Annotated in this window: 11 protein-coding genes and 2 pseudogenes; 7 read left to right on the top strand and 6 right to left on the bottom strand. The window is 72.9% G+C overall.

The window, feature by feature from the left end; genetic code table 11:
- Positions 1–118 precede the first annotated feature (118 nt).
- The 3 genes and pseudogenes from OG896_RS03970 (at position 119) to OG896_RS03980 (ending at position 2,269) form a co-directional block, all read left to right on the top strand.
- Positions 119–679 (top strand): annotated as a pseudogene (locus OG896_RS03970) (NUDIX hydrolase).
- 124 nt (positions 680–803) lie between these two features.
- Positions 804–1,613, top strand: a complete 810-nt coding sequence (locus OG896_RS03975; protein WP_329362402.1) for a class I SAM-dependent methyltransferase — start codon at positions 804–806, stop codon at positions 1,611–1,613.
- A gap of 29 nt (positions 1,614–1,642) precedes the next feature.
- Positions 1,643–2,269 (top strand): DUF5946 family protein, encoded by a 627-nt coding sequence (locus OG896_RS03980; RefSeq protein ID WP_329362404.1) that lies wholly within the window; start codon positions 1,643–1,645, stop codon positions 2,267–2,269.
- A 364-nt stretch (positions 2,270–2,633) separates the two neighbouring features.
- Here OG896_RS03980 and OG896_RS03985 read toward each other — a convergent pair whose 3' ends face one another.
- The 3 genes from OG896_RS03985 to OG896_RS03995 form a co-directional block, all read right to left on the bottom strand.
- Positions 2,634–3,407 (bottom strand): maleylpyruvate isomerase family mycothiol-dependent enzyme, encoded by a 774-nt coding sequence (locus tag OG896_RS03985; RefSeq protein WP_329362406.1) that lies wholly within the window; start codon positions 3,405–3,407, stop codon positions 2,634–2,636.
- Positions 3,408–3,437: 30 nt separating this feature from the next.
- Positions 3,438–3,848 carry an SCO4225 family membrane protein gene (locus tag OG896_RS03990; RefSeq protein WP_329362408.1) on the bottom strand — a complete coding sequence of 137 codons (411 nt, stop codon included), beginning with the start codon at positions 3,846–3,848 and terminating at the stop codon, positions 3,438–3,440.
- Between the two features lie 153 nt (positions 3,849–4,001).
- On the bottom strand, positions 4,002–5,390 hold the full coding sequence (locus OG896_RS03995) for an MFS transporter (protein WP_329362410.1): 1,389 nt from the start codon (positions 5,388–5,390) through the stop codon (positions 4,002–4,004).
- Between the two features lie 17 nt (positions 5,391–5,407).
- Here OG896_RS03995 and OG896_RS04000 point away from each other — a divergent pair, with 17 nt between their 5' ends.
- Positions 5,408–6,631, top strand: a complete 1,224-nt coding sequence (locus OG896_RS04000; protein ID WP_329362413.1) for an ROK family protein — start codon at positions 5,408–5,410, stop codon at positions 6,629–6,631.
- A 163-nt stretch (positions 6,632–6,794) separates the two neighbouring features.
- On the top strand, positions 6,795–7,448 hold the full coding sequence (locus OG896_RS04005) for a Type 1 glutamine amidotransferase-like domain-containing protein (protein WP_329362415.1): 654 nt from the start codon (positions 6,795–6,797) through the stop codon (positions 7,446–7,448).
- 459 nt (positions 7,449–7,907) lie between these two features.
- Here the strand turns inward: OG896_RS04005 and OG896_RS04010 are convergent, their stop codons facing one another.
- From OG896_RS04010 to OG896_RS04020, 3 genes are all read right to left on the bottom strand, one after another.
- Positions 7,908–8,960, bottom strand: coding sequence for a helix-turn-helix transcriptional regulator (locus tag OG896_RS04010; RefSeq protein ID WP_329362417.1), 1,053 nt, complete (start codon positions 8,958–8,960; stop codon positions 7,908–7,910).
- 178 nt (positions 8,961–9,138) lie between these two features.
- Positions 9,139–9,540, bottom strand: a complete 402-nt coding sequence (locus OG896_RS04015; RefSeq protein ID WP_329362419.1) for an NUDIX domain-containing protein — start codon at positions 9,538–9,540, stop codon at positions 9,139–9,141.
- Positions 9,541–9,663: 123 nt separating this feature from the next.
- Positions 9,664–10,629 (bottom strand): ROK family protein, encoded by a 966-nt coding sequence (locus OG896_RS04020; RefSeq protein WP_329362421.1) that lies wholly within the window; start codon positions 10,627–10,629, stop codon positions 9,664–9,666.
- Between the two features lie 403 nt (positions 10,630–11,032).
- Here OG896_RS04020 and OG896_RS04025 point away from each other — a divergent pair, with 403 nt between their 5' ends.
- Together OG896_RS04025 and OG896_RS04030 are read left to right on the top strand one after the other, a co-directional pair.
- The gene (locus tag OG896_RS04025; protein WP_329362423.1) at positions 11,033–12,022 is read left to right on the top strand and encodes a LacI family DNA-binding transcriptional regulator; all 990 of its coding nucleotides are present in this window, start codon (positions 11,033–11,035) and stop codon (positions 12,020–12,022) included.
- A gap of 81 nt (positions 12,023–12,103) precedes the next feature.
- Positions 12,104–13,278: pseudogene (locus tag OG896_RS04030) on the top strand (helix-turn-helix domain-containing protein).
- Positions 13,279–13,497: the final 219 nt, after the last annotated feature.

The raw sequence follows: 13,497 nt of genomic DNA on the forward strand, positions 1-13,497 counted from the left end.
TGAGGTCCGCTGGGGCTCGGCGGAGTGAGGCGGCCGCCTCACTCTCCCTGCCCCAGTGACCAGCCCGGTCCGGTACCGTCCCGGGCACCGGGCAGCCAACCATGGACGGAGCGCGTACGTGTCGGTGTGGAAGAACCACGGCGAGAAGACGGTCTACGAGAATCCCTGGCTCACTCTCAACCTCGCCGACGTCGAACTCCCCGACGGCCGCCACCTCGACCACTACCTGATCCGCCAGCGCCCCGTCGCGCTCGCCACCACCGTCAACGAAGCCGGCGAGGCACTGCTGCTGTGACGGCACCGCTTCATCACCGACACCTGGGGCTGGGAACTCGCCGCCGGGGTCGTCGAACACGGCGAGGACGTCGAAGCAGCCGCCGCCCGCGAGATGCTGGAGGAAACCGGATGGCGCCCCGGCCCCCTCAAGCACCTCATGACCGTTGAGCCCTCCAACGGCCTCGCCGACGGCCGCCACCACGTCTACTGGTCCACCACCGCCGAGTACGTCGGGCACCCCGAGGACGACTTCGAGTCGGAGCGACGGGAATGGGTGCCGCTCGCGTCCGTACCCATGCTCGTCCAGCGGGGCGAGATCAGATCGGCGAACGCGGTGGCCGCGCTCCTCCTGCTCCACCACATGCACGGCACCGAAGGCCTGTCGCCCGCAGATGCCGGCTGACGGGCGCGGCCGCGCCCCCGTACGCGGTACGGCGTCAACTGCCGTGCCCCGCGCTGCCGTCGCCGAGGATGAACGGCGACGGGATCAGCACGGCGTCGCGTCTCCGGTGCCGGATACTGGCGGGATGGCGTCCCCCGAACTGGCACCCGAGGTCACCACCTTTTACACCAGCCTCTTCGACGAAGGGAGCCGATTGACGTCTTCGGCTGACGGAAGACTGGAACTGCTGCGCACGCAGGAGCTGTTGCGGCGCTTCCTGCCGGAGGCACCCGCACGCGTGCTGGATGTCGGTGGCGGGACCGGCGCCCACGCCCGCTGGCTGGTGGCGGACGGATACGAGGTGCGGCTCGTCGACCCGGTCGCACGCCACGTGGAGCAGGCACGCGACATCTGCCCGGCGGAACTCGGGGACGCCCGCGGCCTCGACGCGCAGGACTCCTCGTACGACGTCGTGGCGCTGCTCGGTCCGCTGTACCACCTGCCCGAGCGCGAGGACCGCCTGCGAGCGCTGCGCGAGGCCGCCCGCGTGGCCCGGCCCGGGGGCCTCGTGGCAGCGGCGGCGATCAACCGCTACTCGTCCGTCTTCGAACACACCGCCCTGGCGCACCTGCACCACGAACGCCTGCGGGACTCGATCACGGACATCCTCGCCACCGCCACCTACGACGGCCGGCGCGGCTTCACCGTCTCCTACTTCCACCGGGCGGAAGAGCTCGCCGCGGAAGTGAGGGCCGCGGGACTGCGGGAGGTCGAGGTGTTCGGCATCGAGGGCCCCACCTGGTCGCTGCTCAAGGCCGTCGAGCAGAGTACGGGCGCCCCGCCGAGCGAGGAACTCTTCCGATCCGCCCTGACCGCCGCCCGCCTGGCCGAGCCCTACCCCGAACTCCTCGCCGCCAGCTCCCACCTCCTGGCCGTCGGCCGCAACCCGGACTGACCGGTTCGACCGGGCTGACGGCGGGCTCCATGGAGGACCAGCCGACGAAGCTCCATGAACGAACCGTTGACGGTCACGGTGCCGACAGAGAGCACGTACTCACGACGTGGATTGTTTCCAGCCGCGAAGCCTCGATGGTTTGGCGTGATCGCCAGAACATTGAACGGTGCCCAGCCTCGCGTGCGAACGAAGGAGAAGGCATGGAGCCCTGCACGGAGTGCGGTGCGCCGATGAACCCGCGGTCCTGTGAGGAGCTATTCCACGCCTTGCTCGCATTGGACCATTCGCGGCGGGCACCGTGGGGGCCGCTGCACGGCGTCTCCGTCGCTTGCTTCCTGCTCCAACACCCCAGCCGGCTACCCACCGACGACGGCGCGATGGCTTGGGCGCTCCTGCGCGCATACATCGACGGCGGCCTCGACGAAGCGAACCAGCTCGTTGGCCAAGCTCGTCGTGGCAACTCCCATTGTGTGAAGGGCCGGCCTTCCCGAGTCGCGCTGGACGGGGCGCTGCCGCACCGGGACACGCCGCCATCTCGTTTCGCCGTCACGATCGAAGACGTCGCCGTCGACGGAACTTTCCCCTCCGCAAAGTTCACGGAACGCGTCGGGTCTTGGGCCGCTGCAACGGTCGACGCGTGGAGCCGCGGCGAGTGATCGAAAAGACCTAGGGCCTGCCGAAGGAGTGCGTCCTCCTACCCGTTCGGCCTGTCCACGACGCGCGCGTAGACGACGCTGGTCCGCCTGGCGCCCAGGGCGCTGGAAACGGGGGCTTCCAGGGCGAGCACGGCCGGGTACCGGAACCCGCGCTATGACACGCGTACTCCCCTACCCGAATCAGCCGTAGCTTGCGTCCGCTGGACAGCCGTTCAGCGCGATGCCGATACCTTCCTCGCGCACCCGGCCATCGCCCGAGTTCCGGCGGTTGCGGTGCCCTGAGGCACCCACGTTGTGAGGGCGCCACAGGCCGCTTCGGTGCGACCGAATCCCTGAGCGGACGGAGGATCGGGTCACGCGCTCGTCAGGACGCGGCGCCGGAGGACAGCCAGAGGTCCATGACGTCGCGGTCGCCGCGCAGCGACAAGTGGTCGTGGGGCAGCCGGTTCCACAGCGCCAGGTACAACTCAGCGGCCGGTGCGCTCACTTCGCAGTCGGCGCCGCCGTCCGCACCGCCTCGCTCCCAGCGCGGCGGGTCCGGTGTGAAGTGCAGGGTCCAGCCGCTGTCCCCCGCCACGTCCTCGGTACGCACCCGCAGCGTGCGCGGCTGCGGGCTGCGCGCCCGGTTACGGCCCTTGCCCTCGAACCGGAGCATGAGTTCGTCCACGCCGTCCGCGGCGAAGGCGGGGTCCACCGCTGACGGGGCCAGGCCGGCGGCGGCCTGGGCGTCGACGCGGTGGACGGTGGTCTCGTGTGCCTGGCGGCGGACCCAGAACTCCAGCGGCGAGGGCGCGGGCATGAAGGTCCAGCAGACCAGGTCCGCCGGGGCGTCCTCCAGCACCTCCACCAGCCGGGCGTGCGAGAGCCGGTACCAGTCGACGAGTTCGCCGCCGTCGGAGCCGGTGCCGTCGCTCCCCGTGCCGCTCGGCGCCGTGTCGTCGAGTTGGGCGGGCTCGGTACGCCCCTCGGCGACGAACCCGGCCGCCCAGCGGTGCACCGACCCGGTGTGCCGCAGCAGGTCGCGGACCTGCCACTTCGGGCAGGTGGGCACGGGCGCGTCCAGCCCCGCGCGCTGTGCGGCGTCGGCCAGCAGGGGTCCCTCGCGGCGCAGCGTCTCGATGAACTCGGCAGTCTCCATAGGGGAATTGTGCCGGGTCGGCGGCGCCGGTCAACGTGCGGCGACACGGCGCCGGGCGGCGCGCACCCCGTACCCGATCAGCACGGCGTCCAGGGCCGCCGCGACGATCGCGGCGACCACGGTCAACGTCCAGCCGGTCCACCCGCTCGCGGCCGACGACACGTCCAGCCCTCCGACGGCCGCGAACAGCCGCCACAGCGCCGGTGTCCAGGGCAGCGTCGCCAGTTCGAGCAGCACCCCGCTGAACGACAGCGCCGGGCCGCCCGCGATCGCGGTCTGCAGCAGCGTCAGCAGCAGGCACACCGCGACCACGCCCAGATAGATCCGCGCCGCCCGCTCACCGGCCACGACACGAGCGGCACGAACCGTACGGACGGCACGGGCGGTACGGCCGGCACGAACGGTACGGGCGGTACGGCCGGCCCAGGGCGGCATGCGCATCGGCTCCTCCTGCGGTGCGTACGGTGCCCCCGCGCGGGGGCACCTGCGGGCTCGTAGCGGCGGCGACAGGCCGCAACGGCCGTACGCCACCGCGACGTTCCGCGGGGCCACCAGCATGCCTCCTCGACGCCGTTCGCGCGCCTGTGATGTACGTCAAGCCGACCGGGGCGGCGAGGTGTGCCGTACCGACCAGGCGATCACCGCGGCGACGGCGGCGAGCGCGGAGACCGTGGTCAGCGCGGTGGGCAGGCCGACCGCGTCGGTGAGGAAGCCGATCGCGGGCGGGCCGAGCAGCATCCCGCCGTAGCCGAGCGTGGAGGCGGCGGCCACTCCGCTCGGACCGGTCAGCGCGCCGGCGCGCGCGATGGCGGTCGGGAAGAGGTTCGCCAGGCCGAGGCCGGTCAGCGCGAAGCCGACCATCACCAGCGCGGTGAACGGCGCGAGCGCGCCCAGCAGCATCCCGCCGCACGCGGTCAACCCGCCGAACACCAGCGCGCGGCTCTGCCCGAGCCGGGTGATCAGCGCGGCGCCGGTCAGCCGCCCGATGGTCATCGCCGAGGTGACGCAGGCGTAGCCGGCCGCCGCGATCCCGGGACCGTTGTGCAGGTCCTGCTGGATGTGCAGCGCGCCCCATTCGGCGAGCGCGCCCTCGCCGTACGCCGAGCAGCCCGCGATCAGGCCGAACACGGCGACCAGCAGGGTCGTACGGTGGCCGGCGGTTCCCCGCTTCCCGGCCGGCGCCTTCCCGGCGAGTGCCTTCCCGGCGAGTGCCTCTCCGGCGGGCGCCGTCCCGTCCGGCGCCGGCGTCGTACGCTCCGGGTCGACCCCGGCCCCAGCACCGGCCTCGGCGCCTGTTCCGGCCTCGGCACCCGCACCCGCACCCGCAGAACTCTCCCGCGCCGCGGCGCCCCGTCCGCCCCCGTGGCTGAGCGGATGCGCCACCAGCACCCGCCCCGCGAACAGCACCGTCAACAGGCCGATCGGCGTGAGCAGCATCAGATGGGTGGCGGGCGACAGGTGCGACGCCAGCAGCCCGCCGATACCCGCGCCGAGCAGACCGCCCATGCTGTAGGCAGCGTGGAAACTGGACATCACCGGGCGGCGCAGCGCGGCGACCAGGTCGACGGCGACGCTGTTCATCGCGACGTTGAGGCCGCCGTAGGACGCGCCGAAGAACAGCAGCACCAGGCCGAGGGCGAGGGCCGAATGGGTACGCGGCGGCAGGGCCACGCTGACCGCCAGCATGGCCGCGGTCACGACGGTCACCCGCTCGTTGCCGAAGACACGGCACAGCCGGCCGGTGAGCACCATCGTGGCGATCGCCCCGACCGAAACGCCCAGCAGCGCGAGCCCCAACTGCCCTGCGGACGCGCCGACCTGGGCCTTGATGGCGGGGATGCGCACCACCCACCCGGCGAACAGGAACCCGTCCACGGCGAAGAAGACCGTCAACGCGACGCGCAGCGCGCGCAGGGCCGGGTCGGGGGCGAATGTGTGGTGGGATCGGGACAGCGCCGTCCCTATTTTGTTCAGCGTCGGCACAAAGTGAGAATAGAGTGGTGACACAGATTCGGACAAGGCTTGAGCGCGGCCGAGGCGCGCTCGGTCCAGCGCTCGGCCTGGTACACACCGGCCGCGCGCCGACCCGCGCCCTGCTCACCGCGGAACTGGGCGTGACCCGTGCGACCGCCGGGGCGGTGGCGGCCGAACTCGAGGCGCTCGGTCTGATCCGGGTCGACACCCGGCCGACCGGGCCCTCCGGCGCGCAGGGCCGCCCCTCCCACCGGCTGGAGGTGGCCCCCGAAGGACCGGTCGCACTCGCCGCGCAGGTGCACGCCGACGGCTTCCGCGCCGCGCTGGTCGGCCTCGGCGGTGAGACGGTGGCGACCGCGCCCGGCTGCATGACGGTTCCGGCCGACCCCGCGCACGTGCTCGGCGAGGTGGTGGCGGCCGGCGCGGAGCTGCTGCGCGCCCACGGGCGGGAGTGCGTCGGCGCCGGGCTCGCGGTGCCGTCCGCGGTCGCCGAGCCCGAGGGCGCCGCGCTCAACCCGCTGCACCTGGCCTGGCCGGCCGGCGCGCCCGTGCTGCGGGTGTTCACCGAGCAGGTGGCCAAGGCCGGTATCACCGGTCCCGGCGGGCGCCCGGTGCCCTGCTTCGTGGGCAACGACGTCAACGTGGCCGCGCTCGCCGAACACCGCCACGGGGCCGGCCGCGACGCCCAGCACCTGCTGGTGGTCGCCTCGGGCCACCGCGGGGTCGGCGGCGCCCTCGTGCTCGACGGCCGCCTGCACACCGGCAGCGCGGGGCTGGCCCTGGAGGTCGGCCACCTGACCGTCCGACCGGACGGGCGGCCCTGCCACTGCGGCTCTCGCGGCTGCCTCGACGTGGAGGCCGACCCGCTCGCCTTCATCGAGGCCGCCGGACGCCCGGCGGGCCCGGAGATCTCGCTGCTGGAGCAGTCCCGCGACCTGCTGCGCACCGAGTACGACGACCCGTCCGTTCGCCGCGCCGCCCATATCCTCATCGACCGGCTCGGCACCGGCCTGGCCGGACTCGTCAACGTGCTCAACCCCGACCGCATCCTGCTCGGCGGCCTGCACGGCCACCTGCTGGATGCCGACCCCGACCGGCTGCGCGCGGTCGTCGCCGACCGCAGCCTGTGGGGGCGCAGCGGAAGCGTGCCGCTGCTGGCGTGCGCGCTGAACCACAACAGCCTCGTCGGCGCCGCCGAACTCGCCTGGCAGCCGGTCCTGGACGACCCCTTGAGCGCGCTCGGCGGCTGAACGACCACGTGCCCCGGACCGCGGGAGGAGGGCCGGTGGGACGCAATCCGGCGACGGCCTCGGACGCGGCCGCCTCAGCCGCCCCGGACCTGGCCCATCGAGGTCCGGCGGGGCGGTACGGTGTCGGCCACTTCCGTTGTGCAGCCAATTGGGGGCGGACATCGTGCGGCTTCTTCTCACTTCCGCCGGCATCACCAACCAGAGCATCCGGGACGCGCTGGTCGACCTCCTGGGCAAACCGGTCGCCGAGGCCCACGCCCTGTGCATCCCCACCGCGGGGTACGGGAGTTCCTTCGGCCCGGTCGGGCCCTGGCGCTTCCTCCGCGGGGCCGATCTGGGGTGGAAGTCCGTGGGGGTGCTGGAGCTCACCGCGCTGCCCAGCATCGACCGGGAGCGCTGGGTGCAGTGGGTCCGAGCGGCCGACGTCCTGCTGGTGAACGGCGGCGACACCCTGTACCTGAGCCACTGGATGCGGGAGTCCGGGCTGGCCGACCTCCTGCCGTCGCTGCCCGAGACGGTCTACGTGGGAATCAGCGCCGGGAGCCTGGTGCTGACCCCCCGCGTCGTGCGGGACTTGGACGACTGGATGCCGCCCACCGGTGACGACCGCACGCTCGGGTTGGTCGACTTCTCGATCTTCCCGCACCTGAACCACCCGGACATGCCGGAGAACACCATGGCCGCGGCGGAGAGTTGGGCGGCCGAGGTCGGGGGGCCGGCGTACGCGATCGACGACGCCACCGCCGTCAAGGTGGCCGGCGGCGCCGTGGACGTCGTCTCCGAGGGGAACTGGAAACTCTTCACGCCCGCCCCGTGAACGCCCGCCCCGTGAACGCCCGCCGCGTGAACTCCCGCCCCTGTGAACTCCCGCCGTGTGAACGCCTGTCCCATGAACGTCAGCGACTGAACGTCAGCGACCTTCCGTACGCACCCGGCGGCTCGTGACACACGGCCGGGGCCGCCCGGTCGGCGCGAGGCGGTCGGCCCGACACCGGCGAGGACGAGATCGACCCCGGCCGGGAACTGCTCGCCGTCATCGTGCTCGCGCGGTTGATCCGCGACCGGTCCGGGTGAGCGGATACTTCTCCGGGTCCAGCGCCCCCACGCCTTCGCCACGCTGTCGGGGAACGTGGCGCGGTCCATGGCGGGCCCGAACGTGCGGGCGCTCGCGGTGTTCGCGGCGTTCCGGCCGGTGGCGCCGAGGATGTAGTGCACCAGCACCGAGGTCGCCGTGGGCCAGCCGCCCTCAGGCACGACCGGCGCGGGCGGAAACCGCTCAGGAGACGCGCGGAGGCACCGGCCGCGCGGGCCGCGGCGACGGCACGGTGTGGCTCGGCGCCAGCCCCACCGAGTCCCCGTCGGCGCCCATGACGCGGGCCAGTTTCAGACCGGCCTCGAAGCGGCTGGTCGCGTTCAGCCGCTCCATGAGCTTGGCCACCGCGCGCTGCACGGTCCGGCGGTGCACACCGAGCTTGCGGGCGATCTGGTCGTCGCTGAGACCGCTGGCCATGAGCCGTACGACCACCCGCTCCTGGGCACTGAGCGCGGTCCGCTCGGACTGGGCGACCGCCCGATGGTAGGGCACCGCACGCAGCCAGTAGTCCTCGTAGAGCGCCACCTGGGCGCTGACCAGGGCCGAGCCGTGCAGCAGGATCACGGCCCGCGAACCCGTGCCCGCGGCGGCCGGGTTGAAGGCGATCAGGCCGTCGAGCACGAGCAGGTCGTAGACCGCGTGGTCGATCAGCCGGACCTCGACGCCGGCCTGCGCGAGGTCGTGCAGATAGCGCGCGTGCTTGGGAGTCTCGAGCAGCGCCTGCCGGTAGATCGCCCGGCACCGCACCCCCCGTGCGACGAGCGCCCTGTCCTGGGCCAGCGAGCGGTTGAGCACCTCCATCGACGGCATGGCGCCGGGGTGCAACGCGTCACAACTCACCTTGATCGCGGTCGCAAGCTCCTGCAACCTGCGGTCCTTCTGCTTCGGATCGGTGATCAGCTCCACCTCGGCTTGGAGCGTGTCCGGCGAAAGGGGAGGTTGATAGAGCGTCAGCAGCACGTGCGCGAGCTGCTCCAGATCACTGACGCTCGCCGCGTGCGCCGCGGCAGTCGCCTGGTGGGCCTGCGCCTTCCCGAGCAGCGCCGCGTTGGCATCGACCGGCTCGATCATCTCCTCCACGTCACGCACCAGGCCCAGCCGGCGCAACTGCCGTATGCCGCGCTCCACCTGATCGAGGTCGAGTCCCGTCTCGGCGGGCAGGTCGGCCACCGCCGCCTTACCCACGGTCCGCAATACCTGATAGGCGGAGAGTGCGTACTTCTCGTCGTCCTCCATCGGCCCCCCTGCTGTCTTGCCGTGTCATCGCCTGCGACCGGTTCTCCGCAGTGGCGGGGAAACAGTATGCCGGGTCCGTATCCTCGCCCCGCGCCGGCGACGCCCGCGTCCTGGCCGCCGCACGCGGGTCGGCGCGTACGGTCGGCGCATACGGTCGGCTCGCGGGTCGCCTCCCCGGTCAGGGAGTGCGGACGGACGGGAGGACGTGGCCGAAGAACTCGCGATCGCCGGGGAAGACCGGGGTGAGGGTGAGGAACTCGCGCGGCGTCACCCAGCGGACCTCGGCGACCTCGCGAGGGTCGGGGACGACCTCACCGTCATCGACGCGGGCGGTCCACCAGTGCAGCAGGAACACGCCGTCCGCGGCCCGCGACTCCCAGACCTTCGCGGCCGGGGCGACCGTGAGGCCGACCTCCTCGCGCATCTCGCGGACGAGCGCGTCCTGCTGGCTCTCACCCGGTTCGAGCGTGCCGCTCGGCGGCGCCCAGTAGCCGGGCATACGGGCGCCGGGCCCCCGTCGGATCACCAGCACCCGCCCGGCCCGTGGCAGGACCGCGACGACCGCCTCACGCCCGGCCATGACACCCGTCCACGACGCCCTCCCGTGAAGTCCGGAACCGACGCCCGGACCGCAATCCGGGACCGAAGTCCGGGACTTGAAGTCCGGGACTTGAAGTCCGGGACTTGAAGTCCGGGACGGAGCCTACGCGGTGGTGGGGAAGAGCTGAAGCGCCTGCGCGGCGGCCGCGGCGGCCCCGACCAGCCCCGCGTCGGTGCCGAGCTTCGCGGGCACCACGTCGACACCCGCCGCGAAGGACAGCGTGGCGTAGCGGGACAGGTGCACGCGCAGCGGGTCGAAGAGCAGCGGCCCGGCCGCCGAGACACCGCCGCCGATCACGGCGACGTGGATCTCGACGAGCGTGGCGGTCGCCGCGATGGCGGCGGCGAGGGCCTGGGCGGCGCGGTCGAACGACGCCAGGGCGACCGGATCGCCCTGGCGGGCGGACGCGGCGACCGCGGCGGCGGTCGGCTGCGCGCCGGCCGGCGGGAGCCAGCCCTCCTCGACCGCGCGCCGGGCGATGTTGGGGCCGCTGGCGATCCGCTCCACGCAGCCGCGCGACCCGCACGGGCACGGGTCGCCGTCGAGGTCCACGCTGATGTGCCCGATGTGCCCGGCGTTGCCGGTCGGCCCGGGCAGGAGGGCACCGCCGAGCACCAGACCGCCGCCGACACCGGTGGACACCACCATGCACAGCGCGTTGTCGTAGCCGCGGGCCGCGCCCTGCCAGTGCTCGGCGGCGGTCATCGCGACACCGTCGCCGGTCAGTACGACGGGCAGGCCGCCGGCCGCCGCCGAGACCCGCGGTACGAGCGGGAAGTCGCGCCAGCCGGGCACGTTGACCGGGCTGACGGTGCCCTGCGCCGCGTCCACCGGACCGGCGCTGCCGATGCCGACCGCGACGGCCCCGGGCCAGTGCGGGGCGGCGCGCAGTTCGGCGAGCACCTCGTCGACCGCGGCCATCACCCGCTCGCCGTCCGCGCTGCCGGGCGTCGGGCGCAGCGCGCGCGCCAGCAACCGCCCCTCGGCGTCGATGAGGGCCCCGGCGATCTTGGTGCCGCCGATGTCCAGTGCGGCCACGATCGGACCGGTCGCGCTGTCAGGGTGCATCGCTGCGGCGTCTCCTTGTGCGTTGTGCGTGCGTCGTGCCCGCGGTGGGCGCTTCGTCATGCGTCGTGTGAGTGTGGGGGGGTCGTGGGGGCGTGTGTGGCGGGGGTGAACGGGGGCGTGGTGCGTGGTGCGTGTGGTCGGCGAGCGGCGGACCGCGGTCGGTACTCGGTCCCCACTGCGGTCTGTCCCTTCGTGCGTTCTGTGTACGTTCTGTGGCGGTCGGATGTGCGCGGAGCGTAGATATTCGGTCGCTGGGCGTTCGTACTACGTGGGTTGTAGGGGCCGTATCGACAAGGGTGCGGACGAGGGTAGTCTCGCCTGATCGTGACAACGTTGTCCATCTCTTGTCGCAGGGAATACTACGACCGTGACCCAAACACCAGGACGTACCCCCCGGCCCACGATGAAGGATGTCGCCGCGCGGGCGGGCGTCGGCCTCAAGACGGTGTCGCGGGTGGTGAACGAGGAACCCGGCGTGACACCTGATACCGCCGCCCGCGTTCAGGCCGCCATCGACGCGCTGGGGTTCCGGCGCAACGACAGCGCGCGACTGCTGCGGACCCGGCGTACGGCGAGCGTCGGCCTGGTGCTGGAGGACCTCGCGGACCCCTTCTACGCGGCGCTCAGCCGGGCCGTGGAGGACGTGGCGCGCTCGCACGGCGCGCTGCTGTTCACCGGGTCCAGCGCGGAGGACCCGCGCAGGGAGCAGGAGCTCGTGCTGGCGTTCTGCGCGCGGCGGGTGGACGGGCTGGTCGTGGTGCCGGCCGGGGACGACCACCGCTACCTCCTGCCGGAGATCGCGGCCGGGGTCGCGACGGTCTTCGTGGACCGGCCGGCCGGGCGGCTGGACGCGGACGTGGTGCTCACGGACAACGCGGGCGGCACCCGGGAGGGCGTCGCGCACCTGATCGCGCACGGCCACCGGCGGATCGGGTTCATCGGCGACCAGCCCGGCATCCACACCGCGGGTGAGCGGCTGCGGGGGTACCGCGAGGCGATGGCGGCGGCCGGGCTGACCGTACGGCCCGAGTGGTACGCGATGGGGCCGACCACGCCGGAGCGGGTCGAGGCGGCGCTCGACGCGATGCTGAACGGGGTGGAGCCGGTGACGGCGCTGTTCGCCGGGAACAACCGGGTGACGGTCACCGCGGTGCGCGTACTCGCGGGGCGGCCGGAGCGGATCGCGCTCGTCGGGTTCGACGATTTCGAGCTGGCGGATGTGCTGGACCCGGCGATCACGGTGGTGGCGCAGGACGCGCCGGGCATCGGGCGGGTGGCCGCGCAGCAGTTGTTCCGGCGGTTGGACGGGATCGCGACGGACGGGGCGAGCCGGACCGAGCTCCCGGTCCGGTTGATCGAGCGCGGCTCGGGCGAGTTCCCGCCCGAGCGGTGAGCGATCCGCCCGGGTTTCCCGGAGCGGCGGCCGAACGCGGACAACACGTGGGCCCGGGGCCCGTCGGCGTACCGTCAGGGTGTGGCGAGCGAGGACCTGGGACGGACGCTGCGGCGCTTGCGGCGGCTGGCCGATCTCACGCAGGAGCAACTGGCGGAGCGTTCCGCCGTGTCGGTGGACGCCATCCGGCAGTCGGAGCAGCGGCGCAAGCACTCGGCGCGACTGCCCACGTTGCACGCGCTCGCCAACGGCCTGGGCGTGGAGCTGACGACGTTGCTCGGGGACCCGCCGGCGGTCGCGGCGACCGGTGAGAACGACGGTCCGCGCTTCGTCGCCGTGCGCCGCGCGATCATGCCGACGCTCTGAGGCCCGCAACCGCCCCCGGTCGCACCGGACTTCTCCCTGGACCGCCTGCGCGAGCAGATCGCCGACGCCTGGACGCACTATCACGCGGCCGAGTTCGACACGGTCATGAAGATGCTCCCCGAGCTGATCGCGGACGCGCGCTCGGCCGCCGTCACCGGCGGAGCGGACGACTGGGCGGCCGGGTTCGCCGCTCTGGGGCAAGGCACTTCAGCTCGGCGGGCACGTCGCCGTACGCATGGGGAAGACGGACCTGGCGCTGACCAGTCTGGAGCGGGCGATCGACGCGGCCAAACGGTCCGCGGACCCCCTGCTCGTGCCCATGATCGTGAACTCCGTGGCCGTGACGTATCAACGGCACGGCCGGTTGGCCGACGCCCTGAGCGTCGCCCTTCGCGCCGCCGACGCGATGAAGGACACCGGTCACACGGGCACCGCCGACGGGCTCAAGGTCTGGGGCGCACTGACTATGAACGCCGCCACGTCTGCCGCGAGAAGCAGCGACTACGAGCGCGCGGCGAGCATGATGGAAGCGGCGGAGAACGAGGCCGCCCGCGTCGCCAAGTTGCCCGCCGGAAGCGACAATCGGATGGTCAGCGTCTTCAGCCCGTCGTCCGTCCGGATCGAACGTGTCCGCCTGGCCGTCCAGTACGGCCACTCCGCGGACGCCCCCGTCCTGGCGCACCTGGCTGCTCCTCGACGTGGCCCGCGCCCACACCGACCTCGGCGACGCGGCCGGAGCCGTCAAGACCCTGGAGTCGCTGCGCCGCGTCACGCCGCCGTGGATGCAGCATCACACCCTGGCCGTCGCCATCGTCCGCGACCTGTGGTCCCTCCCCCACCACCCGCCCGGCCTGCGCCCGTTGGCGGAGTTCCTGCGCGTCGTCGCTTAGCGTGCCGAAATTGGGACGTAGCGTCCCTGTCGCCTTCCTCCCTGCACGGAGAGCCTGAGTACGAAATCGCCCGCGACGCGGTCAGTTGCCACCGGTGGCGGTCGTCAGCCGGTTCACGGTCAACGCGGTCCAGGAGCCCTTCCTCGCTCTGGGCGACCAGCCGATCACACGGAGCGGTACCGTTGAAGCGCAGATCGTTGCCAAGGGCGTCAAAGGGCG

This window comes from Streptomyces sp. NBC_00669 (assembly GCF_036226785.1).
GTDB lineage: Bacteria > Actinomycetota > Actinomycetes > Streptomycetales > Streptomycetaceae > Actinacidiphila.